Annotated in this window: 28 protein-coding genes and 1 riboswitch; of the genes, 13 read left to right on the top strand and 15 right to left on the bottom strand. The window is 54.3% G+C overall.

Going from position 1 to position 24,692, the window contains the following annotated elements; all coding sequences use genetic code 11:
• Positions 1-13: 13 nt before the first annotated feature.
• A complete protein-coding gene (locus ACNT1W_RS16450; protein WP_112362314.1) occupies positions 14-367 on the top strand; it encodes a DUF1304 domain-containing protein in 354 nt (117 codons plus the stop codon).
• 29 nt (positions 368-396) lie between these two features.
• Here the strand turns inward: ACNT1W_RS16450 and ACNT1W_RS16445 are convergent, their stop codons facing one another.
• Both ACNT1W_RS16445 and ACNT1W_RS16440 read right to left on the bottom strand, forming a co-directional pair.
• Positions 397-783 (bottom strand): helix-turn-helix domain-containing protein, encoded by a 387-nt coding sequence (locus ACNT1W_RS16445; RefSeq protein ID WP_012145556.1) that lies wholly within the window; start codon positions 781-783, stop codon positions 397-399.
• A 457-nt stretch (positions 784-1,240) separates the two neighbouring features.
• The gene (locus ACNT1W_RS16440) at positions 1,241-1,453 is read right to left on the bottom strand and encodes a YccJ family protein (RefSeq protein WP_012145555.1); all 213 of its coding nucleotides are present in this window, start codon (positions 1,451-1,453) and stop codon (positions 1,241-1,243) included.
• A 200-nt stretch (positions 1,454-1,653) separates the two neighbouring features.
• Between ACNT1W_RS16440 and ACNT1W_RS16435 the strand changes: the two genes are divergently transcribed.
• Positions 1,654-1,893: a DUF2766 domain-containing protein gene (locus ACNT1W_RS16435; protein WP_261109105.1), complete on the top strand. Its 240-nt coding sequence runs from the start codon at positions 1,654-1,656 to the stop codon at positions 1,891-1,893.
• 39 nt (positions 1,894-1,932) lie between these two features.
• On the opposite strand, the gene ACNT1W_RS16430 is transcribed toward ACNT1W_RS16435, so the two are convergent.
• On the bottom strand, positions 1,933-2,166 hold the full coding sequence (locus ACNT1W_RS16430; protein WP_012145553.1) for a YobH family protein: 234 nt from the start codon (positions 2,164-2,166) through the stop codon (positions 1,933-1,935).
• Between the two features lie 162 nt (positions 2,167-2,328).
• On the opposite strand from ACNT1W_RS16430, the gene mgrB reads away from it, so the two are divergent.
• From mgrB to ACNT1W_RS16405, 5 genes are all read left to right on the top strand, one after another.
• Positions 2,329-2,487 (top strand): PhoP/PhoQ regulator MgrB, encoded by a 159-nt coding sequence (mgrB, locus tag ACNT1W_RS16425; RefSeq protein ID WP_071593022.1) that lies wholly within the window; start codon positions 2,329-2,331, stop codon positions 2,485-2,487.
• A gap of 99 nt (positions 2,488-2,586) precedes the next feature.
• Complete coding sequence (locus ACNT1W_RS16420) at positions 2,587-2,859, top strand: YebO family protein (RefSeq protein ID WP_135344212.1); 273 nt, start codon at positions 2,587-2,589, stop codon at positions 2,857-2,859.
• Positions 2,860-3,004: 145 nt separating this feature from the next.
• A complete protein-coding gene (locus tag ACNT1W_RS16415; RefSeq protein WP_012145550.1) occupies positions 3,005-3,319 on the top strand; it encodes a phage protein NinX family protein in 315 nt (104 codons plus the stop codon).
• Positions 3,320-3,386: 67 nt separating this feature from the next.
• Positions 3,387-3,623: a DUF4060 family protein gene (locus tag ACNT1W_RS16410; protein ID WP_012145549.1), complete on the top strand. Its 237-nt coding sequence runs from the start codon at positions 3,387-3,389 to the stop codon at positions 3,621-3,623.
• A 176-nt stretch (positions 3,624-3,799) separates the two neighbouring features.
• The gene (locus tag ACNT1W_RS16405; protein ID WP_112362313.1) at positions 3,800-5,167 is read left to right on the top strand and encodes an amino acid permease; all 1,368 of its coding nucleotides are present in this window, start codon (positions 3,800-3,802) and stop codon (positions 5,165-5,167) included.
• Positions 5,168-5,206: 39 nt separating this feature from the next.
• Here the strand turns inward: ACNT1W_RS16405 and ACNT1W_RS16400 are convergent, their stop codons facing one another.
• Positions 5,207-5,497 carry a hypothetical protein gene (locus ACNT1W_RS16400; protein WP_012145547.1) on the bottom strand — a complete coding sequence of 97 codons (291 nt, stop codon included), beginning with the start codon at positions 5,495-5,497 and terminating at the stop codon, positions 5,207-5,209.
• 219 nt (positions 5,498-5,716) lie between these two features.
• Between ACNT1W_RS16400 and ACNT1W_RS16395 the strand changes: the two genes are divergently transcribed.
• The 3 genes from ACNT1W_RS16395 (at position 5,717) to cspE (ending at position 7,960) form a co-directional block, all read left to right on the top strand.
• Positions 5,717-6,715 carry an MBL fold metallo-hydrolase gene (locus ACNT1W_RS16395; RefSeq protein ID WP_012145546.1) on the top strand — a complete coding sequence of 333 codons (999 nt, stop codon included), beginning with the start codon at positions 5,717-5,719 and terminating at the stop codon, positions 6,713-6,715.
• An 877-nt stretch (positions 6,716-7,592) separates the two neighbouring features.
• The gene (locus ACNT1W_RS16390) at positions 7,593-7,709 is read left to right on the top strand and encodes a DUF2627 domain-containing protein (RefSeq protein ID WP_071593021.1); all 117 of its coding nucleotides are present in this window, start codon (positions 7,593-7,595) and stop codon (positions 7,707-7,709) included.
• A 41-nt stretch (positions 7,710-7,750) separates the two neighbouring features.
• Positions 7,751-7,960 (top strand): transcription antiterminator/RNA stability regulator CspE, encoded by a 210-nt coding sequence (gene cspE, locus ACNT1W_RS16385; protein ID WP_002221949.1) that lies wholly within the window; start codon positions 7,751-7,753, stop codon positions 7,958-7,960.
• A gap of 52 nt (positions 7,961-8,012) precedes the next feature.
• Here the strand turns inward: cspE and pgeF are convergent, their stop codons facing one another.
• Positions 8,013-8,729, bottom strand: coding sequence for a peptidoglycan editing factor PgeF (gene pgeF / locus ACNT1W_RS16380; RefSeq protein ID WP_411227081.1), 717 nt, complete (start codon positions 8,727-8,729; stop codon positions 8,013-8,015).
• 144 nt (positions 8,730-8,873) lie between these two features.
• Between pgeF and rlmA the strand changes: the two genes are divergently transcribed.
• On the top strand, positions 8,874-9,695 hold the full coding sequence (rlmA, locus tag ACNT1W_RS16375; protein WP_115184457.1) for a 23S rRNA (guanine(745)-N(1))-methyltransferase: 822 nt from the start codon (positions 8,874-8,876) through the stop codon (positions 9,693-9,695).
• On the opposite strand, the gene ACNT1W_RS16370 is transcribed toward rlmA, so the two are convergent.
• Complete coding sequence (locus ACNT1W_RS16370) at positions 9,692-10,429, bottom strand: ArsR/SmtB family transcription factor (RefSeq protein ID WP_419245853.1); 738 nt, start codon at positions 10,427-10,429, stop codon at positions 9,692-9,694. The two genes, rlmA and ACNT1W_RS16370, sit on opposite strands and share 4 nt — an antisense overlap.
• 129 nt (positions 10,430-10,558) lie before the next feature.
• Here ACNT1W_RS16370 and ACNT1W_RS16365 point away from each other — a divergent pair, with 129 nt between their 5' ends.
• Positions 10,559-11,950, top strand: coding sequence for an MFS transporter (locus ACNT1W_RS16365; RefSeq protein ID WP_419245852.1), 1,392 nt, complete (start codon positions 10,559-10,561; stop codon positions 11,948-11,950).
• 56 nt (positions 11,951-12,006) lie between these two features.
• On the opposite strand, the gene mntP is transcribed toward ACNT1W_RS16365, so the two are convergent.
• From mntP to manX, 5 genes are all read right to left on the bottom strand, one after another.
• Entirely contained in the window at positions 12,007-12,576 is a 570-nt protein-coding gene (mntP, locus tag ACNT1W_RS16360) for a manganese efflux pump MntP (protein ID WP_012145541.1), read from the bottom strand.
• Positions 12,577-12,589: 13 nt separating this feature from the next.
• A riboswitch (yybP-ykoY riboswitch) is annotated at positions 12,590-12,771 on the bottom strand.
• Positions 12,772-12,992: 221 nt separating this feature from the next.
• A complete protein-coding gene (locus tag ACNT1W_RS16355) occupies positions 12,993-13,451 on the bottom strand; it encodes a DUF986 family protein (protein WP_017893114.1) in 459 nt (152 codons plus the stop codon).
• Between the two features lie 193 nt (positions 13,452-13,644).
• The gene (locus ACNT1W_RS16350; protein WP_012145539.1) at positions 13,645-14,487 is read right to left on the bottom strand and encodes a PTS mannose transporter subunit IID; all 843 of its coding nucleotides are present in this window, start codon (positions 14,485-14,487) and stop codon (positions 13,645-13,647) included.
• Between the two features lie 15 nt (positions 14,488-14,502).
• Positions 14,503-15,303: a PTS mannose/fructose/sorbose transporter subunit IIC gene (locus ACNT1W_RS16345; RefSeq protein WP_017893113.1), complete on the bottom strand. Its 801-nt coding sequence runs from the start codon at positions 15,301-15,303 to the stop codon at positions 14,503-14,505.
• A 55-nt stretch (positions 15,304-15,358) separates the two neighbouring features.
• Positions 15,359-16,330, bottom strand: a complete 972-nt coding sequence (manX, locus tag ACNT1W_RS16340) for a PTS mannose transporter subunit IIAB (RefSeq protein WP_012145537.1) — start codon at positions 16,328-16,330, stop codon at positions 15,359-15,361.
• A 575-nt stretch (positions 16,331-16,905) separates the two neighbouring features.
• Between manX and ACNT1W_RS16335 the strand changes: the two genes are divergently transcribed.
• Positions 16,906-18,450, top strand: coding sequence for a TerC family protein (locus ACNT1W_RS16335; RefSeq protein ID WP_012145536.1), 1,545 nt, complete (start codon positions 16,906-16,908; stop codon positions 18,448-18,450).
• A 17-nt stretch (positions 18,451-18,467) separates the two neighbouring features.
• Here the strand turns inward: ACNT1W_RS16335 and ACNT1W_RS16330 are convergent, their stop codons facing one another.
• The 4 genes from ACNT1W_RS16330 to pabB form a co-directional block, all read right to left on the bottom strand.
• On the bottom strand, positions 18,468-20,084 hold the full coding sequence (locus ACNT1W_RS16330; RefSeq protein ID WP_419245851.1) for an EAL domain-containing protein: 1,617 nt from the start codon (positions 20,082-20,084) through the stop codon (positions 18,468-18,470).
• A gap of 459 nt (positions 20,085-20,543) precedes the next feature.
• Entirely contained in the window at positions 20,544-21,908 is a 1,365-nt protein-coding gene (gene sdaA / locus ACNT1W_RS16325) for an L-serine ammonia-lyase (protein ID WP_261408848.1), read from the bottom strand.
• 444 nt (positions 21,909-22,352) lie between these two features.
• Complete coding sequence (locus ACNT1W_RS16320) at positions 22,353-22,931, bottom strand: CoA pyrophosphatase (protein WP_012145533.1); 579 nt, start codon at positions 22,929-22,931, stop codon at positions 22,353-22,355.
• Positions 22,928-24,301, bottom strand: a complete 1,374-nt coding sequence (pabB, locus tag ACNT1W_RS16315) for an aminodeoxychorismate synthase component 1 (RefSeq protein WP_115184463.1) — start codon at positions 24,299-24,301, stop codon at positions 22,928-22,930. The genes ACNT1W_RS16320 and pabB overlap by 4 nt, the downstream gene beginning before the upstream one ends.
• Between the last annotated feature and the right edge of the window lie 391 nt (positions 24,302-24,692).

The raw sequence follows: 24,692 nt of genomic DNA, 5'->3' as shown, positions 1-24,692 counted from the left end.
CCTGCAAAATAAAATGATAATTATTTCTAATATAATAGTGCTGCTAATTGCCGCGATTCATCTGTATATCCTGATCCTGGAAATGTTCCTTTGGCAGAAGCCCACCGGCAGACGAGTGTTCGCCACTACCGCCGAGTTTGCTGCGGCAACGCGGGTGTTGGCGGCCAATCAGGGGCTGTATAACGGCTTTCTGGCGGCAGGACTGGCATGGGGCGTCTGGCGAGACGAGCCTGCGATACAGCTATTTTTCCTTGGTTGTGTGCTGGTGGCGGGTGTGTTTGGCGGGTTGACGGCTAGCCGTAAAATTCTCAGGGTACAGGCGTTGCCCGCGTTGATTGGCCTGGTGGCGGTACTGTGGACGCATTAACCCGCCGCTAGCGGCGGCGGGAAAGTCGGTCAGGCGGTCTTTTGATGAATGACGTGCAGCGGTGGAGCGATATGCAGATCCACGCTTAAATCCTGACGAAAATCATAAGGCGTGATATCGAAGCGCTTTCTGAACATATAAGTGAAGTGTGACTGTGAGCCGAAACCAAAATCGAGGGCGATGTCGAAAATAGAGGCGTCACTGCTTCGCAACTGGTAAACCGCACCGGCCAGCCTGCGTTCGCGGATGTACTTGCCCAGCGAAATCCCGGTCGCTTCTTTGAACAACTTCTGCATGTGCCACAGAGAGTAGCCGGAGTATTCGGCCAGCTCTTCAAGATGGATCACTCTTCCAAGGTGAGTTTCGACCCATTTACTGAGGGCGCAGACCAATGAGAGGTGGTGTTCTTGTATCATCAGTGCGTCTGTGTGAGATCTACATAGCGCTGAAGTATACACAACTTGCCGCCATGGACAAAAAAGCCACCGACACCCGGGTGAAATTATTCGGAAAAACCATTGTCAGGTGGCTTGTCAGACCGAAGGGAAAACGGCTAATCTGGGCTTGCCCGCTGCCGCTGCTACCGAAGTGGGTCAGGTCGCAAAAAATAACAGCCTAAGCAGAGTCAGCCGTGACAATTCAGCGTTGATGGGGTGATCGCATGTTAATGACAGTGATTATTACTCTGGTTGTAATTGTAGGTGTAGCCGCTTTTATGGTGACACCGGTGATGAGAATGAATAATGCGGAAGGTGTGGGAGGTGAAGAGCCGTGAAATCAGGGCAGAACATGACCCCAAAAGGGGTCTGACAGACTACCGAAAAAGCCTGGGCAATCAGTGACCCGGGCTTTTTATTGACGAGCGTTTGCCGATCAGACGTTTTTCCGCTCCACGGTTTCTTCGCCCCAGTACAGCTGGTCGGCGCTGGTTTTGGCAAACGCCATTTGCAACGCTTCGTCACTGCCTTCTTCCCAGATTTTTTGTGCCAAAACCTCGTCATTTTTCGCCAGTTCAAAAATGGCCTCGGCGATCTCAACCGAAGTCTCACGCACGGTAGCCCAGGATTTCACATTGTGGTTTGCCATAACTTTCTCCTGTTGGGTGTGGCTGAGGGATACGCCGAAATGCGCGCCGCTCAAGCCCCAAGTATAGGTCAATTCAGCCGGGTGTTTTGACGCCCAATGCGCAATAACGTTGAAAATTCAGCGGCAAACGGCCAGGGAGCAGCAAAGCGCCAGTCGGCATGCTATTGTGTGCGGCGTCTGAATCAAGAAGGAAAGGTATTATGTCCGACATGCTGAACAACGATCAGGAATTGGCTTCCGACCTGGTTGCCTGCCAATTGGTGATCAAACAGATCCTGGATGTTATCGATGTAATCGCACCCACCGAGGTGCGGGACAAGATGGCCAGCCAGTTGAAAAACATCGATTTTACCACTCACCCAGCCGGTGCCGATCCCGTGACCCGGCGGGCGATTGAAAAAGCGATCGCGCTGATTGAAATGAAGTTTACCCGCAACTGAGGGGAAACCGCCGCTGAGCGACGGTTTGGGCGGTGGTGATTAATCCACCACCGTTTCGACTTTCTTGAACAGCGGGCAGTCGGCAACGCCAATCAGGCCGTTGTCACCATGCAGATACTGGGCAATCACCAGGTTGCGTGCCGTCATGTATTTACATTGCAATCCCAATCCCCCGACGTTTTTATTGCTGCCGACCAATACGCCATATCCCGAGAACAAAAACGCGCCATAAACTACCGCCAGCAGAACCGCCCATTTAATCAGCTTACCCATTGTGACTCCTTGTTATTTATCTTCGTTGCGATATAGCCATGCGGAAGAACGGGCCGCAATGGTAACAATCTGAAAAGTGGTGCTGGCACTGGTTTCTAAACGACAGGTTAAAGTTCGTTTAAGTTGGCTGTGATACATTCGGAACAAATTATCAAGATAACAATGAGGCTGCTAAATTTGTTGCGGAAAAAAATCCTCGTGATAATAGCCTTCCTTGCTGCCTGCCTGTTCTTTTATCTGTTGGCGCTGGATAGCTATTGCGATGCGGGGGGCACATTTGCGTTGGGAGTTTGCTCCGTCACCCGTTTCGTTCCCTGGTGAGTTGCGTAGCGGTGCGTAACAATTTTCTATCGGGATGTTCGAGCCTGCGCCCGGAGTGCTAAGATGTCCGCCTGTTTTTAGCAGTAGATAGGGTTGTCCATGTACGATTTAGGTTTTGGTCCGAATAGCCTGGTGTCGCTGGTTGTCGCCGTGTTGGCATTGTTGGTGGGATTATGGATCTGGTTCCTGGTGAATCGCGCCAGTGTGCGAGCCAATGAGCAGATCCGCCTGCTGCAGGAAATTGCCGAGCAGCAGCGTCAACAAACCGCGTTATTGAAAAGCCTGGCGCAAAGCGCGCGCGGCGATAGCGTAACGGACGATGACGATCTCAGCCCGGCGCTGGATTTCAAAGGTTTTATCCCCGAGCGTTAATCAAACTTTCTGCCGGGTGGCAGTGCCACCCGCGTTGCGCCGAAAAACATTAGTATAGATAATATGAAAAGCCATCCCATTGTCATAAATCTGTCGTATTGGCGTCGTAATGTAGCGCCAACTCTACGAAAGATGGATAAAGCCGATGATTAAATGGTATGAAGAAAGCGACGCCGAAGTGAACCGCAGCATTGCGCTGATCACCGGAGAAAACCCGGACAAGTGGTATCCTTACGGCGGCGTGAAAGGTAAAGATTATTGCAAGAACCCCTCCGATGCCTGGCCGATTATCTGCGCCAATAAAATCAGTCTGAATGCCGATACTCAAAGCGATAGCTCGCAGTGGCAGGCACGCATGAGCACCCAGCGTGGCGAGTGGCAGGCGGATTGCAGCAGCCCACTGCGCGCGGCAATGATCTGTTTCCTGCTGAGCCAGCAAACTAACGAAATGGTACGTTGAAACACCAGAATTACTGATGACTTTCCCTTTTTATGACAACAGAACTTGTCTCTGGCGGAGCCTGTTTATGAAGCGCATTATTAAAGGTGATAAAAACTTGTCTCATCTGGTGGTTGCCCATGCGGCAATCGATCGTCATGCCGAAAGCTTCGGTCAGCGCCGACAGGGCTGGCCGTCAACCTATCTGATAAAATATCAAAACGATCGCGTGGCGGTCGAAGTGGTAACGCGACGTCAGTCCTACGTCGCTACGCTGATGATTGGCGCGCGCAATCTGACCAAGTTGTGCGGCCTGTCCGGCTAAAAACCTCCTCTCTATAGGGTTACTCCCAGTCTAAAATAGCGCCCTGGCCATCCTTGCCGGGGCGCTACTCCTTGATGCTCACGGGGTTAAGTGTTAAAAAGCCGCCCGCAGATACATTTATTGATTGGCGAAATCTTGCGCAAAAGCGACAGGATCCCACGCCATATGAGGATAAGATGGGCGGTCAGCAGCAGGATACCCCGCTAAAACGCGGTTTAAAAAACAGACATATACAACTTATCGCCCTGGGCGGCGCCATTGGTACCGGCCTGTTTCTCGGCATTGCACAGACCATTAAAATGGCTGGCCCTTCGGTGCTGCTGGGCTATGCCATCGGCGGCTTTATCGCTTTTTTGATCATGCGGCAATTGGGTGAGATGGTGGTTGAAGAGCCGGTTGCGGGTTCGTTCAGCCACTTTGCCTATAAATACTGGGGTGATTTTGCCGGTTTTCTTTCCGGCTGGAACTACTGGGCGATGTTCATTTTGGTCGGCATGGCCGAACTGACCGCGGTTGGCATCTACATTCAATATTGGTGGCCGGACATCCCTACCTGGGTTTCCGCCGCGGTATTCTTTGTCCTGATAAATCTGATCAACCTGGTTAATGTGCGGCTGTACGGCGAAACCGAGTTTTGGTTTGCCATTATCAAGGTGGTGGCGATTGTCGGCATGATTGTTTTCGGTGCCTGGCTTTTGGCCAGCGGCAACGGCGGTCCGCAAGCCAGTATCAACAACCTGTGGGAGCAGGGCGGCTTTATGCCACACGGCATCGAAGGGTTGGTGATGGCGATGGCGGTGATCATGTTCTCATTCGGTGGGCTGGAGATGGTGGGTATTACCGCCGCCGAAGCGGCCGATCCGCGTCGCAGCATTCCCAAGGCCACCAATCAGGTGGTGTACCGCATCCTGATTTTTTATATCGGTTCGTTGACGGTACTGCTTTCACTCTATCCCTGGCACAAAGTGGTGGAAGGCGGCAGCCCGTTCGTGATGATTTTCCATGCGTTGAACAGCAACCTGGTGGCGACCCTGCTGAACGTGGTGGTGCTGACTGCAGCGCTGTCGGTGTATAACAGCGGGGTCTATGCCAATAGCCGTATGCTGTTCGGGCTGGCGACACAGGGGAATGCGCCCAAGGCATTGACCCGGGTGAATAAGCGTGGTGTCCCGGTATTGTCGATCGCGCTGTCGGCGCTGGTGACCTCCATCGGCGTATTGATCAACTATGTCATGCCCGGTAAGGCGTTTGAATTGCTGATGGCGCTGGTGGTGTCCACTCTGGTGATTAACTGGGTGATGATTTGTCTGGCACACCTGCGATTCCGCGCGGCGAAAAACCGCCAGGGCGTGATCCCGGTCTTCAAGGCCTTGTGGTACCCCTTCGGCAACTATCTGTGCCTGGTGTTCCTGAGCCTGATTCTGGTGATTATGTATTTCAGCGAGGGGATCCGTATCTCGGTATTACTGATGCCGGTGTGGATCTTGCTGTTGTGGGTTGGTTTTATGCTGACGCGCCGCAAAGGCACTAAAGTACGGCGGTAATTTTAACGGAGGCGCTATCTGGCGCCTCCGTTCCATCCATTAGCTGCGCGGCATAAAGGCATTGCCTGGGTTGGCGCGGCCCAATCCCAACAGTTTCCTGCACAGCAGGAACAGGGTGGTGATGACATCGATAGCCACCACGCTCAGCATCAGTACGCCCAGCATGAAGAAACTCACCAGCGCACCCAGCAGCAGCACCAGCGGTGCCGGTACGCGTACCCGGCGCAGTTTCATCGCGGCATACATTTTCCAATACTGCATCTGTGCCAGCATCGCGCTACGGATACGGCCCAATCGAACACGTGACTTGCGTGATGTAGAACGGCTCATAACTTCTCCTTTTCTGAATGTCCTATAAGTAAATCACAAGGATCTTAAGAGATGCTTAACAGGCTCTAGTCGGCCCTGGCATTCTCACAGAGACTGTGACAACACAATACCCGAAAAGGTCACTCAAGGTGAGCACGGTTCACAAAGCACGCCGATCGAGTATCTTGTTATGTTATTCACCTGCCCGTGTTGGGTGTCCGCAGTGGTCGGGAGAGCAATTTGAAGATAACCAATCGTTACTATGATGCCGGCAAAACGCACCATACCCCGCAGGGGTTTCGTAACCCGGAGCCTTCGCAGCGTCGGGATGGGGATTTGAAACGCTGGCAGAATGAGCGTAAACAGCAGGGGTTGCCCAAACCTCCGCAGATGGGCTATCAGCAGTTTACCCAGCGCTGGTGGCAACGTGCCGACCTTGGCGGCAGCGATAACAGCATTTGGTGGTTGGGGCACGCCTCAATGCTGCTGCGCCTGGATGGCCGATACATCCTGATCGACCCGGTATTGTCTGAACGTGCATCGCCGCTGAGTTTCTATGGCCCAAAGCGCAAAACACCGCCGCCGTTGACGGTGCAACAGTTGCCGGCAGTAGACGTGGTTTTAATCTCCCACAATCACTATGACCATCTCGATCGGCGCACCGTGCGGCAGTTGGCACGGCGTTTTCCGCACGCGACCTTTATTGTGCCCTTGGGGCTGAAAAACTGGTTCCGACGTTACCGGCTGCAACGGGTAGAAGAGCTGGACTGGTGGGATAGCCTGCAGTTGGGCGATTTGACTTTCTATTGCACGCCGGCGCGTCACTGGAGCATGCGTACCCTGTGGGACCGCAATCGCTCTCTCTGGTGCGGTTGGGTGATTCATCATCCGGCGCTGCGTTTCTATTTTTCCGGAGACAGCGGTTATTCGGATCGCCTGGCAGATATTGGCACCCGTTTAGGGCCGTTTGACGTGGCGGCATTACCGATTGGCGCCTACGCACCACGTTGGTTCATGCAGGAACAACATATGGATCCGCAGCAGTCGGTGACGCTGTATCAACAATTAAATGCGCCGCGGGTCATTCCGATCCATTGGGGCGTTTTTGAGTTGGCCGATGAGTCGTTGGATGAACCGCCGCAGCAATTAAATCTGGCTCTGAGTGCGGCGGGAATAGAGCAGCACCAGTTTCGGCCCATCAAAATTGGCGAGCGCATTGCGCTTGATGCTAACTCTTAAGCGTTATTCCTGGTCCTGTGTGGCGGGGGCTGTTGTCGTCACCGTCTGCAGGCCAGTCCCAATGCGGGTTGTAGCCATTCGGTGGTGCAGGGCCTGGCTTATCCCGCGTCTGACGTAACCTGTTGGCATGAATAGGGGCAACGCGTAGGAAAAGATAAAATAAATACGTTCACATGGCATTGTTATTGATGGCGTAAATACCTATGCCGATTTTAAGATTTAATTCAGCTATGGATTCCCATTGTTCTCAAGATTATTGCCGTTATTTAACCCTCGCAGACAGTAATGTATTTCTCTGCCACCGCACGGCAATAGTGCGTAAATTCTGATTTTGCATGCTTATGCACTATAAAGTGGCACGTTATTTGATTTTTGTCGCGAGAACTCCGCTGCACAAATTGTGCGCACCCTCACTGAGGGCAATAATGATCTTCAGTATTATTTCGTTGTCACAAGCGAGTGAAGTCGCCGACGTGAGGCGGTAGCAGCGTTGGGCCGTCCGGATGGCGGGCCGATGGTCGGATCATCCGATATCAAATGTACCCGTTCATCGATATTCAAAAGTTTTATAAGAAATACCATAAAGATTCAAAATTTTTAACGTTCTAAGCGTCCGTCAGGGGTTATATGTTGCCACATACATTGTTCAATCGGATGAAAGAATTGTTAAAATTCAGTCTGGGTGCGGAGTGTAGCGGGGTGCCATTGTTAAGCAGAAAATAGCTAAGGCTTCAACCTCTTTTAGTCTATTTAAGCTTATGTTGCTCTCGACCGTTTCAAATATGTGCGACAGCTCCACCAGTGATTAAAAATGGCTTGCCATCGAATACAGAGTATGTGATAACGCATCTGGGTAAAACGAGGTACAGTTCTGTATATGTGTGGCATTTTCAGTAAAGAAGTTCTGAGTAAAAACGTTAGCGTTGAATACCGCTTCTCTGCCGATCCTTATCTTAGTGCCTCAAGCAGTAACGACTCTAGTTTGTCTATGTAACGCCTCCGGGCGGTTTAAACAATCCAAAGGAAATACTCAAGATGGCAAAGATCAAAGGTCAAGTTAAGTGGTTCAACGAATCTAAAGGTTTCGGTTTCATCACTCCAGCTGACGGCAGCAAAGACGTGTTCGTACACTTCTCTGCAATTCAGGGTAACGGCTTCAAAACCCTGGCTGAAGGCCAGAACGTTGAGTTCGAAATCCAAGATGGCCAGAAAGGCCCATCTGCAGTAAACGTTACTGCAATCTAATCAGCGTCAGCTGTACAAAAAACCCGCCTCAGTGCGGGTTTTTTCGTTTCTGTTATCCGCCGGTAATAATAATTCCCGCGTACTGATTGCGCCCTCTAATCCCCGGATGAGTGGGATCTTGTTCGCGTCGGTGGCTGTTGCGCCGGTAGCTGGTGTATTTAAAACGCTGTGGCTGGCGCGGATCCGTGTTGGGGGTGCAGATGGTGCAGCTACCGGCATGGTCAACGGCGGAAAAACCCAGTTCGCGCAGTTTGGATTCGGCGATGGTGGCCAGGTCCAGGTGGCGAAAGCGTGGGCTGATTAAGGCCGCGGGCAGTGGCAGCTGTTGCTTGAAGCGCGCGACCAGTTCCTCGTTGACTTCGTAACAGCAGGGGCCGGCGGCAGGGCCAATGGAGGCCACCCAGTTAGCAGTCGAGTCATCACGGCTGATGCGCGCCGCCAGTTGCTCCAGTATGCCATCCAGCAGGCCACGCCAACCGGCATGGACGGCAGCAATGGCAGAGCCGTCGTTGCGGCTGAAAATCACCGGCAGGCAGTCTGCCGTTAACACACTCAGCAGAATGCCAGGCTCAGTGGTATAGAAACCATCGGCTTCGCCGCACTGTTGTTCCGCCTGGGTCACGTCAACAATGCGTGTGCCATGCACCTGTTTTTTTTCCGGCAGGGTAGAACGATAGGCCAACAGATGGCCTGGCAGCAGCGCACTTTTGTTGCCGAAACCGTGCTGGATGGATGGAATGGCGTTGAGCAGTGGGGAAAAATCGGTCATATCACGTCTTTGCCTGCGTAAGAAAAGTTAACGTCAGTGTAGCCAGTTTTTTTCCTCCCTGGCTAGGGGCTTGCGGCATCTGTCTTGCATCGTACAGAAGGCTTCTTTAGACTAGCCGCGCCGTATCTCTCTGGAATCCAAGCCATGTCTTATCAGTGCCCTCTGTGTCATCAGCCGCTTCATCTTTCTCATCTGCAATGGCGTTGCGACGCTAACCATCAGTTTGACTGCGCCAAAGAAGGCTATGTCAACCTGCTGCCGGTACAGCACAAGCGCTCAAAGCAGCCCGGAGACAGCGCGGAAATGATGCAGGCGCGGCGTGCGTTCCTTGATGCGGGTTTCTATCAACCCTTGCAGCAGCGGGTGGCTGAGCTGTTGGATCAGGCATTGGCGAGCGATGCGCAGGCGTTACTGGACATCGGCTGTGGCGAAGGCTATTACACGGCGGAAGTGGCTGCCCGGTTGGCGCAGCAGCGTAATATCACCGTTTATGGCCTGGACGTCGCCAAGGTGGCGATCCGCTATGCGGCCAAGCGTTACCCGACGGTCTCATTCTGCGTGGCGTCGAGCCACCGGCTGCCGTTTGCTGATGCTTCTCTGGACGCCATACTGCGTATTTACGCCCCTTGCAAAGCCGAAGAACTGGCTCGGGTAGTAAAACCCGGTGGGGTGGTGGTTACGGTATCGCCTGGCCCACGTCACCTGTATCAATTGAAAGAGCAGGTGTATCAGCAGGTGCAACTGCATGTCGAACAGGATGAGCAGTTTGCCGGTTTTGACTGCGAACGAGTGGAGTCATTGGCATACCCGATGACGCTGCCGGGTGAACAGGCGGCCAACCTGCTGCAGATGACGCCATTCGCCTGGCGCGCCTCGCCTGAGGTTCAGCAGCACCTGAGTGGCTGTGAGGCCTTCGCCTGCGAAACCGATTTTGTTATCGCGTTGTACCGCCGCCAGCCCGATTAAGCTGGTGGACAGACGGCCGGGTCATTGGTCCGCTCGTCTTCCAGGCTGTCAGGGGTGAGGGCGAAATGCGTTTTCAACGCCACCCAGCCCTTTGGCGTCACCGCGAGCGCTCGGGAGGACGGCAGCCGTTGCAGCCAACCCCACAGACAGAAAGCATTGAGCAGGTGAGCCGCCAGCGGCCCTGCAAGATGATATTGTCTCTCGGTCCAGTCCAGGCATTGGCGTCCTTTACCCACATCACCGGACGACAACGCGGCGGCCTCAGCCCCTAGCTCCTGCAGCCAGTCGGCCCCTGCGGGCGTCAGTGAATATTCTTGCAGGTCTTTTTCGACCATCAACCCCTGTTCCAGCAGGCGGCGCGTTATCGCTACGCCGACCTTTCCGGCTAAATGATCGTAACAGCAGCGCGCAAAGCGCATCTCCCGTGCCGAGCGATTGGGCGTGCTGCGCCAGGCCGGCGTAACCGGCCCTATCGATGCCAGACTTTCCAGCAGATGTGAAACATGAGGCCCGGCAAGGCGATAATAGCGGTAGCGGCCCCTCTGTTCGACGTTCAGCAACCCGCCATCCAGCAGTTTGCCCAGATGTGAACTGGCGGTTTGCGGGGTGACGCCTGCGGTCTCTGCCAGGGCACTGGCGGACAGGGCATTGCCGTCGGCCAGTGCGATCAGCATCACCGCCCGCACCGGTTCGGCAATCAGATGTGCCACGGTGGCAATATTGTGTTGGCCCACGACGTTATCCTCCCAGGATGGTCGGTGATATTTTAAGCGCTTAAGGCACGCTTCGATACGGCTCGAACTATTCCAGGCTAATCGTTGTTTATAGTCAACGCCTATTTCTTCAGCCGGGGGCCGCTGCGAGTGGCAAGCTTGAATCAACATCAAAAATCGGTCCTGATGGCGACCAGCCTCAGTTATGTCATCGTTATTCTCGATACTTCGATTGTAAACGTTGCTCTGCCGTCGATCGCCGGCGAACTTGGGGCAGGGTTGAGTGGCCTGCAGTGGGTAGTCAATGCCTACACGTTGGCGTTTGCCAGCCTGTTACTGAGCGGCGGAGCACTGGGGGATCGGTTGGGGGCCACAAGGCTATACCTTGGCGGGCTGACGGTTTTTGCCGGCGCTTCGGTTATTTGCGGCCTGGCAGAAACCCTGCCCGTACTGGTGGCGGCCAGAGTCTGCCAGGGGGTTGGCGCCGCGTTGCTGGTACCCAGTTCATTGATGCTGCTTAATGCGGCATTCGGCGATGCCAGGCAGCGGGCAGGGGCGATTGGCGTGTGGGCCGGATGTGGTGGCGTGGCGATGGCGGCGGGACCGCTGGTCGGCGGCTTGCTTATCGAACTATGGGGCTGGCGCAGCCTGTTTTGGATCAATCTTCCGGTGATTGTGCTGGGGATAGGTCTTACCCTGCGAATTGAAGTTCGGCGTCCGGTACCGGCCTTGCGACAAATGGATTATGCCGGGCAGGGCGCGGTGATCCTGGCGTTAGCCAGCTCAGTGTGGGTGCTGATCGAAGGCACCAGGCTTGGCTGGTGTTCTGGTTGGATCCTCGGCGGTATGGCTATCGCTGCCCTGAGTTGGTGGCGATTTGTGGTTATCGAACGGCGGCACCGGCAGCCGATGCTGCCGCTGACATTGTTCCGTAGCACCCTGTTTTCTGCCTCTGCGCTGGTTTCGTTAGTCTCGGCGCTGGTGTTCTACGGCGCATTTTTTCTGCTTAGCCTCTATTTTCAGCGGGTGCGGGGCTGGACGCCATTACAGTCTGGCCTGGCGTTTCTCCCCCTGACGATGATGGTCACGCTGGGCAGTTTTATTTCTGGCAGGCTGGTGCGGGCATGGGGGGGCGGGCGAGTGGTTTATTGCAGTTTGTTGCTCTATGCGCTGGGTTTTGTCGGTTTACTGGCGCTGGCGGAAAGCCCGCCCTACTGGCGCATTGCCTTGTCTTTTCCGTTGCTTGGTCTGGCGGCCGGTATCATTACCCCGGCGGCCACATCGGCATTGATGAATGATGTCGCGAATGAACGGGCGGGGATTGCAGCCGGCGTACTCAATGCCGCCCGTCAGAGCGGTTCGGCCTTTGGCGTGGCCATCTTTGGGGCGCTGATGTCGACCTCCCTTTCGCAGGCCGGCGGTATTCAGACTGCGGTGTACGGTGCCCTTGGGCTGTCATTATTCACCGCCATTGGTTGGCGTTTAGCGATAAATTTAGCGGCTCGTCCAGTTGCGTCGGTGAGGAATGAGCAAAGAGAGTGACGGGCCACAAACAAAAAAACCTGCCGTTGGGCAGGTTTTCTTTGGGTTCAGCGCTATCAGGCCAGATAGCCCAAATGCTCCAGCAGGATGTTCACACCGATACCGATCAGCACTACGCCGCCGAGGATCTCCGCGCGTTTGCCGAGCAACGGCCCGATAAAGCGGCCTATCATCATGCCCAGGGTGGCCATAATCATGGTGGCGCAGCCGATGGCCATGGCGGTGTGTACGATGTTCACCTGCAGGAAGGCCAGGCCGACACCGATAGCCATGGCGTCGAGGCTGGTAGCGATGGCGGTAGCGACCAATAACCAGAAGCCGTGACGCTTCACTTTTTCCACTTCGTCAGGCCGGTTCCTGACGCCTTCGACGATCATGCGCATGCCGAGGATAAACAGCAGCGAGAAGGCGACCCAGTGATCCCACTCCATAATGTATTGGCTGGCGAATAAGCCGATGCCCCAACCGATAATCGGCGTAATGGCTTCTACCACGCCGAAGATAAGTCCGGTGCGTAGTGCTTCACGAAAACGGGGTTGATGCAGGCTGGCACCTTTGCCAATTGATGCGGCGAACGCATCCATAGACATGCCAAAAGCGAGAATGAGTGTAGCTGACAAGTTCATGAAAAATAACCTCGGCCGGGCGGCTCCATATACACGTAACCCACCCCCAACCATACGACGGAGTTACGTGTCTATGGTCTCGCCAACCTTACCTGGCTGCCCGCACCACGTTTTAATGTATAAAACGAGTATGTTGATACGGGCGTTTCTGGCGTTTTATTATCCAGAAACCGGCTACTCCCCAATGACGGCGCAACCATAGCATATTAATTCCGTTACCAACAACCCTTATTCCCCATGGGCATTGGTTTGAAATTGATAATGGTTTTCATTAATGAAGTGTATAAGAAGGAATATAATGTAGGCGAGTGCAACAATATTGCGTAAATAATCATCAGGTAGCCATGTGCGCTGATGATTAAATATCCACATACAGCGCGGGGCAACACGGGGGAAGGATTGAAATTGTTTTTTACTCACTGATTTTCAACAAAAAAGTGGTAAATCTTTTCCAAGTCGTCTAATTGAGTGACCTGAATCAACAACCGACGCTGCTCAAGATCTATCACCAGGATGCCATCCTCGGATAAATTCATAGCCTTAATCCGGTTATATTCAATAAAGGCATTGGCATAAAAGAAACCCTGCGCTTTAAACAACATCTTGGGCCAGCGGATATAAGAAATATAAATGGCGATCAGTGCTAAAGAAATAAGCAGATAGGTGGTTATTACCGCACCCTGGGTGGTGACATTTCGGTAGAGCAGAATGGCGATCAGGCCGACAAATATCAGGCAATCAATCCGATTCCGGCGCTTTAACTGCACCTTGAGCAAGGTTTTGCCTTTCAGCAGGTTCATGCCGAACTCGTCGTAAATCGCATACACCAGCATCAGCGCGGTGAAAATCAGTAATACGCCATCGGTCAGCGACATCTTTCAACTCCACAAATAAAAAAACCGGGGGTTTCCCCGGGCAGACGGCTGGCAGAGCCAGTTATTAGGGAGAGCGTGCCGAAGGGGTTGTCGCAACTTTAGTTGCCGGAGCGCCCCTCGGTGCGCTAGGCCCGGGTATCTCGGGCTAAATATCAAACTCAAACCGGGGGTTTCCCCCCGGCGGTTAAAACGCTTACAGACCCAGCAGACCTACCCAATAACCGAAGATACCGATGGCGAAGAAGCCAATGATGATCCACAACGCATTCACTTTCCTGCGCAGCAGCCACATACAGCCGAAGGTCAGCAGCAGCGGCACCAGGCCCGGCATCAACTGGTCGAGGATGGTTTGCACCGTGGTCACCGTGGTATGCCCGGTCTGGTCGGTGATCTTCGACACCACCAGCGGGATATTCACGTGCGTCCACTTGTTAACCAAAGCCCCCATGACAAACAGGCCAAGAATGGACGCTCCTTCCGTCAGTTTTTGCAGGAAGCCGCCGCCCATATCATTAACGATATCCACGCCTTTGCGATAACCGTAGGCCACGCCGTAATAGCGGGTCAACAGGCGCACCAGGTTGAACAGGACGAAAAACAGAATCGGGCCCAGCAGGCTGCCGCTCATGGCAATGCCGGCGCCGAGCGCAGCGAATACCGGACGTACGGTACCCCAGAAAATCGGGTCGCCGACACCGGCCAAAGGCCCCATCAAACCGACTTTGATACCGTTGATGGCCGCATCGTCGATAGGCGCGCCGTTAGCGCGCTGTTCTTCCATCGCCATGGTAACGCCAAGGACCGGCGCCGCCACGTAAGGGTGGGTGTTAAAGAACTCCAAATGGCGCTTGATCGCCTGTTTGCGGTCGTCGTTATTTTCCGGATACAGGCGACGGATCACCGGCACCATTGAGAAGCAAAAACCCAGCGCCTGCATACGTTCGAAGTTCCATGAACCCTGGAACAGATTCGAGCGCATAAACACACCGCGAATATCGGCCGGCGTGAGTTTCTTTTGAGCTGTTGTATCAACCATTTCTCTCACCTATTCCTAGTCGAGTTCGTTATCGAGGTCGTTGGCATTTGCCGGGCCAGCCTGGACTACCTGAGACTTGTTGTATTTCGGGCTGAGCTGGATATAAAGCACGGCCATCACCACGCCGATCACGCCGAGGGCGACCAGGTTAAAGTTGGTGAAGGCAGCGGTAACGAAGCCGAGGTAGAAGAATGGCATCAGGTAGCCGGCACGCATCATGTTGATCACCATGGCATAACCAACCACCACGATCATCCCGCCGGCGATGTTCAGGCCGCTGGTGACGACTTCCGGGATCGAGTTAAGCAGCGCGTGAACGCCAGATGTCCCCACCGAGATAGCGACGATAACGGCCGGAATGGCAATACGCATCGCCTGCAGCAGCAGGGCAGAGATATGCAGCCAGGTGATGGCTCGCAAACTGCCTCGCTCCGCCGCGCTGTCCGCCGCGTGCTGGAAGGCCACGGTCAGGGTACGCACGATGATGGTCAGCACTTGCCCGGCCGCCGCCAGCGGAATGGCCAGGGCGATACCGGCACCGACGCTTTGTCCGCCGGCAATAACCAGAATGGTGGAAATAATTGACGCCAACGCCGCATCTGGCGCTACCGCCGCACCGATGTTCATCCAGCCCAGGGCGATCATCTCCAGCGTACCGCCGATGATGATACCGGTTTTCATGTCACCGAGAATAAAGCCGATCAGGGTACAGGCGACCAGCGGACGGTGGAACTGAAACTCGTCGAGGACGGAACCCATCCCGGCGATACAGGCAACGATAAATATCAGTACAATCTGAAGAGTGGTAATCTCCATTGCACTTCTCCTATGACCAAAGATCTCTGAGTAAAATAATTATTGGCTGTCGCCATTAATTGAGTTTGTTAATCAGGTCCATCATTTTTAACCGACTGTCGGACGAGACTTTACGAACTTCCAATTCAATACCGCGCTCGTTTAATTTCTTAAACGCTTCGATATCTTTTTCGTCAACCGAGACGGCGTTGTTCACCTGGGTTTTGCCCTGACGGAACGCCATACCACCGATATTCACCGATTTGATATCCACGCCGGCTTCCACCAAACGCCAGACATCGGTCGGGTTGGTAAACAGCAGCATCACGCGATCGCCGGCATATTTCGGGTTGTTCCACACCCGGATAGCTTTCGCCACGTCGACCACGTGTGCGGTGACGCCCGGCGGGGCAACCTGAGTCAGCAAGGTTTTGCGAACGTGGTCGGCGGCGACTTCGTCGCTGATCACGATGATACGGCTGACGTCGGTTTCCTTGGTCCAACGGGTCGCGACCTGACCGTGGATCAAACGGTCATCGATACGGGCCAGGCCGATTTTCATATGGTCATTGGGACCCAGCGGCGCCTGAGGGGCGGCGGGTTTAGCGGTGGGAGCACTTTGTGGTGCCGCGGGCTTAACACTCTCTTCGGCCGGTTTTTTCAGCGCTTTCACGCCTTCACGGCCGGTTTCCAACGCCAGCGCGACCAGTTCGTCGAAGCCAGGGTTGTCGTCTCGTGCCATGAACGTTTCCACCAGCATCGGAATGTTAACCCCGGTGACGACCTCATAGTTCTCTTTATCGACGGCGATGCGACTGGCCGCGTTGAACGGGCTGCCGCCCCAGGTATCCACCAGGAACAGGACGCCACCGCTGGTGTCTAGTCCGCTGATTTTACCCTTGTACTTCTCGATTAACGTTTCGGCATTCTCACCGGGGACGAAATCTATAAAAGCGACGTTATCCTGTTCGCCCAATAGCATTTCCGTGGTCTTCAGCAATTGTTCTGCTGCGGTCCCGTGTGTGCCGATGATAATAGCTATTGCCACTCGCTACCTCCTCATAGAACTTCATGCACGGATGGTGTGTTGGTTCAGTTCATTTTATTGCTGGCGGTCACTTCCGTGGTTCAGATACATTATGGTAGAAATTTAGAAACCCGCCGTTAACATTTCTCGCGCAGTTTCAAAAGCCTGTGCGCGTTGATCCACGCCAGCGCCATTTATTTTAGTGAGTGAAAAAATAAATTTTGTGACATTGCTCTGCTATTGAGCGCTCGGATTACTCCTAACCCGGTGTTTGCGGAATTAAACAACAGAGCTGTTACAAGACGATGCAGAAGGTAAAAAAGCTTCTTTGCCGGCCAAAAAATTCCTGCTAGAGTATTTCTTCTTTCATATTCAGGAGTGAAGGGCCTCAGCCCACCCTATGGACTGTCACCGAAGTTACTGTTTTTCAAGGTTCCACCCGCCACCTGCTGGCGTAGTACAAATCACACGGCCGCTCGGCCATTCCCCGGTACTGCAATCCCGATATCTTGCTATTTCTGTCCGCGCCTTTGCTGCGTCGGCATCGTCACGCCTGAGCATCGCTCGGCCATCCTGTCTTTTTTTCGGAGTCTGATATGGAATTTCTAATGGACCCCTCAATTTGGGCTGGGTTACTGACACTGGTGGTATTGGAAATCGTACTGGGCATCGACAACCTGGTGTTTATCGCCATTCTGGCCGATAAGCTGCCGCCGAAGCAGCGCGATAAAGCGCGTATCCTCGGCTTGTCGCTGGCGCTGTTTATGCGTCTTGGCCTGTTGTCGGTGATTTCCTGGATGGTGACGCTGACCACGCCGCTGTTTAGCGTCGGGGAGTTCAGCTTCTCCGGTCGCGACCTGATCCTGTTGTTTGGTGGTGTGTTCCTGTTGTTCAAGGCCACCATGGAGCTGCACGAACGGCTGGAAGGGCAAACGCACCAGGATGGCGCCAACCGTGGCTACGCCAAATTCTGGGCGGTGGTGGTACAGATTGTGATCCTTGACGCCGTGTTCTCACTCGACGCGGTAATTACCGCCGTGGGCATGGTGAACGACCTGCCGGTTATGATGACCGCCGTTGTCATCGCCATGGTGGTGATGCTGGTGGCTTCCAAACCGCTGACCAACTTCGTTAATGCGCATCCTACTATTGTGGTGCTGTGCCTGAGCTTCCTGTTGATGATCGGCCTTAGCCTGATCGCCGAAGGCTTTGGTTTACATATTCCTAAAGGTTACCTGTATGCCGCAATTGGTTTCTCGATCCTGATCGAGCTGTTTAACCAGATTGCCCGCCGTAACTTTATCAAACATCAGGCTCATCGCCCGATGCGTGAACGCACCGCAGAGGCGATCATGCGCCTGATGGGGCAGCAGCGCGCACAGCAGACTGACGAAGCGGCACCGCTACCGGTGAATGAAACCTTCGCCGAGGAAGAACGTTATATGATCAGTGGCGTGTTGACGCTGGCCTCACGTTCTTTGCGTAGCGTGATGACGCCGCGCACCGATATTTCATGGGTGGATTGCGATCGTTCCCGTGAAGAGGTGCGTGAACAACTGCTGGATACGCCGCATAGCCTGTTCCCGGTGTGCCGCGACTCGCTGGATGAAATTATCGGCGTGGTGCGTGCCAAGGATCTGCTGGTGGCCGTAGAGCGGGGTGAGGATATCGCCGAGTTTGCCGCGCGTACGCCACCGATTGTGGTGCCGGACACCATGGATGTGATTAACCTGCTGGCGGTATTGCGCCGTGCCAAGGGGCGTCTGGTGGTAGTTACCAACGAATTTGGTGTCGTGCAGGGGCTGGTCACGCCACTGGACGTGCTGGAGGCGATTGCCGGTGAATTCCCGGACGAGGATGAAACGCCGGATATCGTGGTGGAAGACGCCAGTTGGCTGGTGAAGGGCGGCGCCGACCTGCACTCACTGGAGCAGGCGCTGAACTGCGACGATCTGGTCAGTCCGACGGCGGACTTCGCCACTCTGGCGGGGTTCTTGCTGTCCCACTACGGCCAAATGCCGGCGGTGGGTGAAACGGTGGAGCTTAACCGGCTGCGTTTCGAAGTCGTTGCCGTGTCCGAGTACCGCATTGAACTGGTGCGTATTACCAAAGTTGAACCTCACGACGAGGAGCACCAGTAACCTACGGGCCGGAGGCATCACGCCTCCGGCTTGCTTTCCTGCTCCATCCGCCGTTCCTCCCGCTGATTCACCGCCCGCAACCGCGACTCATACTGCTGTAACCACAGTGGGAATACATTGATTGGCATCGGTTTGGCGAAATAGAACCCCTGCAACGCGTTCACCTCGCGCGAACGCAGATAATCCGCCTGTTCGGCGGTTTCTACCCCTTCCGCCACCAGTTTCAGCTTCAGGCGATGTGCCAGGGTAATGATGGTATCGGTGACGGTGGCGTTAATCGCATCGGTACCTATGGCCGCGGTGAAACCCCGGTCGATTTTCAACACGTCAGGGCTGAGTTTTTTCAGGTAACTGAGTGAACTGTGCCCGGTGCCAAAGTCGTCGATAGCCAGCATGATGCCCATTTCCTTCAGCGTTTTGATTTGTTCATACTGAATTTCCGACAGGGCGGTACGTTCGGTCAACTCAAGCATCAGCGAAGGCATAGGATGGGCAGGAAGCCACAGACGGCGGATATCATCGATAATGGTCACCCCGTTGAAATGCTCGGCCGCGACGTTGATGCTGATATAAAACGACGGGCGTGGCGGGAACAACTGCAGGTTTTCCACCACGGTGCTCATCAGGTAACGGGTCAGAGCGATGATCAAGCCATGCTGTTCCGCCAGCGGGATAAACACGTCGGGGGAAATCCAGCCCTGTCGTTTGTTTTTCCAGCGCAGCAGCATTTCAACCCCGACACAGCGGCCGGTTTCAGCATTGATGATGGGCTGACAGTAAACACGGAATTCGCGGCGGGAAATGGCATGACCAATGTGGTACGACAGGCTCATGCGATTAGCGGTGAGCAGATACACCACATAGGCCGCCAGCAGACTGATCAACAACGACAGCGGGATATGGCGCGGCAGCGCCGCCAGCGCCAGCATGCTGGCCTGCGGGCCGAACAGTGAAATAGAGAACGGATACCGAGTGGATTTCGCGGTATAGCGCAGGTCAGTGGTCAGGGTATCGCTGCGCAGGATTTCCCGACGCCCATACTCCAGGCTGTAGTTGCCGACGTTCAGCACTACTCGCTGCGCGTAGGGTTCCTGAGGTTCCAGCAGGAAGTTCGCCAATAGCTCAATATTGAACACGTGCAATACGCCGTTACTGTTGTTATCCGGCTGCGCGGGGGTCCACATGATCAGGGTCGGCACGCCTTTGGCGACAGAGAGCGAAGGGCGCAATACCAGCTTCGCGCCATCGTTTGCTACGCTGGGTAAAATAGTGCTTAAAAGGTACTTACGGGTGCCAAACAGGCTGGAACAGTAAATAACCCCGTCCTTAACCAACAGCATTGCCCGCAGAGCCTGGTTTTGCGCAGCGCGAAAACGCAGCGTTGGCATCACCTCTTCACAGGTGGAGCCCAGCAGTGGCATGGAGCGCTCGGCCTGTTGCATTGCCGGTGCCAGCAGATCGTTAATCTTGGCGACGGTGCGGGTCGCGAGCACCTGCCGGTTTTGTTCAATAGTGCCAATCTCTTGATAATAACGGGTGTAGAGCGATAACAGCAGAATAGCCAACCCGACCGCCCCGGCCAGTAGCCAACGGTAATAGCGGTATTTGCTCACGGCAAGTTGGGTCATCAACATCGCTAAATCCTTGTTCGGTAAGCCAGCCCTGAATCACCGTCAGGCCAAACTGCCATGAATGATACTTGGCTAATTCTAGCCTGTCGTTATACAAGAGTGATGTTAACCCAATAAATTATTTAAATTTGGCGAAACAGAGGGCTAAATTGCCGGTTAACTGTGGGATAGGGTTTTGAATAGCAGATGTGACGTTGTCACTAAAAAGGGGCAATGATTTGACTGGCTCAGGGGCAGGAAGAAAAAACCCGCCGGAAGGTGCAATGCCGTTCAGTTAAGCAAAGTTCTGAATAAGGATGTACGACGTTGTTTAAGTGGGCGTCCCCCTCTCCCGAGGGAGAGGGCCGGGGTGAGGGGCTTTCGCGTAAGTATGTATCCCCTCACCCTAACCCTCTCCCAAAGGAGAGGGAACAATATCACCTTAACTGACCAGCATTGCCGCCGGAAGGCGGGGTTAGAGGGTCAGTCACACTGCACTTTGATCGCCAGACCGCCGCGAGAAGTTTCGCGATATTTGGCGTTCATGTCTTTACCGGTTTCGTACATGGTTTCGATGACCTTATCCAGCGAGACACGTGGTTCACTGGTACGACGCATTGCCATACGCGCCGAGTTGATCGCCTTCACGGAAGCAATGGCGTTACGTTCAATGCAAGGAACCTGAACCTGACCGGCAACCGGGTCACAGGTCAGCCCCAGGTTGTGCTCCATGCCGATCTCTGCCGCGATGCAAACCTGCTCCGGGCTGGCGCCCAGCAGTTCGGCCAGGCCGGCCGCGGCCATTGAACAGGCCACGCCCACTTCACCCTGACAACCCACTTCGGCGCCGGAGATAGAGGCGTTCATCTTGTACAATGCGCCTACTGCGCCCGCAGCCATAAAGTAACGGATATAAATATCCGGGCTGACGGATTCAATAAAGTGGTCATAGTAAGCCAGTACGGCAGGGACGATGCCACAGGCGCCGTTGGTCGGTGCGGTGACGACTCGGCCGCCGGCCGCGTTCTCTTCGTTGACCGCCAATGCGAACATGTTGACCCAGTCAATCACGTTCATTGGATCGTTGGACAGTTTGTCGGAAGACACCAGCATGCGACGCAGCGCGGATGCACGACGTGGCACACGCAATGGCCCCGGCAGTACGCCCTCGGTGTTCAGCCCGCGATCGATACAGGCGCGCATGGTCTGCCAGATATTACCGAAGTAGGTCTCGATATCCTGCTTGCTGTGCAGCGCCAGTTCGTTCTGCATCACCAGGCCGGAAAACGACAGTCCGGTATCACGGCAGTGGGCGAGAATATCACGGGCAAAACTGAACGGATAAGGGACGCTCAGCTCGTGCGCGTCGGCTTTACCGAAGTTCTCTTCGTCGACGATAAAACCGCCGCCGAGTGAGTAGTAAGTCTTGCTGTAAACTTGTTTATCCCCGGCGAAGGCGTGGATCTGCATGCCGTTCTCATGCAGCGGCAAATTGTCGCTGCGGAAAACCATGCCGCCGTCACGCGGGAAATCAACCTCATGCGAGCCGTTGGCCAGCATCAGGCGTTGACGTTGTTCTACATCGCGAATAAAGCCCGGGATGCTATCGATATCAACGGTGTCGGGCATATTGCCCGCCAGGCCGAGGATGATAGCGATATCGGTATGGTGACCTTTACCGGTCAATGAGAGTGAGCCGTAAACATCTACGGCAACACGCGTGATAGAAGGCATCAGGCCTTGATTTACCAGATCGTCGACAAACTGTTTGCCGGCTTTCATCGGTCCAACCGTATGAGAGCTGGACGGGCCGATGCCGATCTTAAACATGTCGAAAACGCTAATCACGCTAAAACTCCTTAGAGGCATATTGTTATGGCTGCAGCGGTTAAAAACCGAGCAGGGAACAGCGATATTGTAAAAGGGCCGCACGGGTTTGGCTGCCTTTTTCGCATGAAATTAAATAATCCTTGGTGTTAGTTTTTTACTGATTGCCGCAGGCATTCGGCCGTTCGTGGAACATCCGTTGCCTAAACTCGGTTAATGGCAATCGCGCCAGCTTCCGCTGCTGAACGCGGCCGGCTTAAACCCTGCTGAAATAGTGGTTTATTCCGGACTGCGGTATTTTACAGGTATTTCGTAAGGTTGAAGAGAGGGTTTACAGTTTTTTTAAAACTCTGATAGCCAGAAAGGTAGTTTAAAAAGCAAACCAATGAAGTGATGCCGATCGCTTTACCCACGCCTGTTGCGCAGGTAACCGTTTGGCTTGTGATGGGCATCACATTATTGGCGTTAAATGCTGACCTGCTGTGCCAGTCGTCGAATGATGGCGGCGGTCATTCCCCAGACAAATTGGCTCTGATACCAGGACAGATAAATGCGGTGTGAATGACCGGCGCGGTGAATATCCAACGGATAATAGCGCGAAAGCGTCAGCGCTTCGTGCAGCGGCATTTCAAAAACCTCGGCCACTTCGTCTTCATTGGCGAAAAATTGCACGTCGGGTGAGATCAAGCCAACCACCGGGGTCACCTGAAAACCGGTGCTGCTGTCGAGGGGGGCCAGTTGACCCAGAATGGTCACGGCCTGGGGTGGAATAGCCACTTCCTCCTGAGCTTCACGCAGGGCGGTGATAATCGCCGAGGCGTCTTCAGCATCGGTTTTACCCCCCGGAAATGCCACCTGGCCCGGATGTTTGCGCAGTGAGTCGGCGCGGCGGGTCAACAACAGGGTAGGTTCGGGGCGGCAGATAATCGGGATCAGCACCGCTGCGGGCCGAACGTTATGTGAAATCTGCGATGCCTGTGGCAGTTGCAGCTGAAAGCGGCTGATAAAGGCTGCCAGCGAGGTGGGATAGGTCGGTGGGTTCATGAAGCGATAAACTCCCCCAGTTGCGGCAGGATGCGGCCGACTTTATCAAAGGTTTCCTGATATTCCGCCTGTTCCTGACTGTCGGCAACGATACCGCCCCCGGCAGAGCAGTAAATGCGGCCGTTTTCGGTGATCAGGGTGCGGATAGTGATGTTGGTGTCCATGGTGCCGCAGGCGCTGATATACCCGATGCTGCCGCAGTAGGCGTTTCGTCGCTGCGGCTCCAGCTCTTCAATAATTTCCATCGCTCGCACCTTGGGCGCCCCGGTAATGGAACCGCCCGGGAAGCAGGCGCGCAGCAGCTCGGTCGCCGGAGTGCGTAGCGGCAGGGTGGCGGTGATGGTGCTGACCAGATGGTGTACCGCCGGGAAGGGTTCGACCACAAACAGTTCGGGAACCTGCACGCTGCCCGGTTCGGCAACTCGGCCGATATCATTGCGCAGTAAATCGACAATCATCAGGTTCTCCGCACGGTCTTTGCTGGAGTTTGCCAAGCGTTGTGCCTGCTGCGCATCCTGATCGGCATCGGCCAGCCGCGGCAGGGTGCCTTTGATCGGGCGGGTCTGAATATGTTGGTTTTCCAGCCACAAAAAGCGCTCGGGTGAAACGCTCAGCACGGCGTTATCCGGCAGACGCAGGAAGGCAGAGAAGGGGGCGCGATTGCTGGCGCTCAATTGCTGAAAGGCTTGCCATTCATCGCCCTGATAATCGGCAGCAAAACGTTGCGCCAGATTGATTTGATAACAGTCGCCACTGCGCAGGTAATGCTGAATACGCTGGAACTTTTCACCGTACTGCCGTCGCGTCATATTGGCCTGCCAGGGGCTGGTCAGGGCAAATGCCGACTCTGGCGCAGGCTGCTGATTGCGGAGCCACTGCCAGCGCTGTTCCCCATCACCATAGCTGAGTAACGTCAGCGTTTGTCGGTGGTGATCGGCTATCACCGCCCAGTCGTAAATACCGACCGCCATATCCGGCAGCGTGATATCTGCCTGTGCCCATTGAGGCAGTTTTTCTACCCGACGACCCAAATCGTAACCGAACAACCCGAGGGCGCCGCCCTGGAACGGCAAGCAGGCATCCACCTGCGGGTGCAGGTTCAGCTGTTCCAGCTGCTGTTGTATCAGGCGGAAAGGATCTTCCGGCGACGTCCAATGCTCTTCACCGCGACGGATCTCGGTAATGGGGCCACGAGTGCTCAGGGTTGCACAGGGTTGCGCCACCAGAATATCGAAACGGTTATGTGAGTGTTCGGCAAAACCGGAATGTAGCAACATCGCCCAAGGCTGTGAGGCCAGTGGGGCAAACAGCTCCAGCAGGGCGGTGCGGGTGTAGGGTAAAGACTTAATATTCGGTGCGGTTGCGCTCATGGGCCTCAATAAACCTGACTGATGGGGCGGCGGTTTCTGACGGCTATTCTGCCATATTCAACCGGCTGACGCATGCTCTGGCATCAGGCGCATAAGCACACTCCGTATAAACGATGATTAAACATTTTTGCAAATGAAGCATTTTTTGCGACTTTGACTATAATCCAATATGTTAAAAACTACACCAGTGAAAGGTTGAGATAATTCTCGGACTCGATGTTTTTTAAATTCTAAACTTCATTATTAGTTTCATTCGGTTATTGTTTTTGCTTGTTATCACTCGTCTGTGAAAGCGCAGATCTTAAAATATAAATGATAACAAGACACATTTGTGCCCCGGCAGAGTCGATGGGCCAATGCCTTATTTAATTGCACCCTGATATTTTTAAAA

Source organism: Serratia sp. NFX21, from assembly GCF_048517035.1.
GTDB classification, from domain to species: Bacteria; Pseudomonadota; Gammaproteobacteria; order Enterobacterales; family Enterobacteriaceae; genus Serratia; species Serratia quinivorans.
This window is presented reverse-complemented; position numbering and strand designations above follow the sequence as displayed.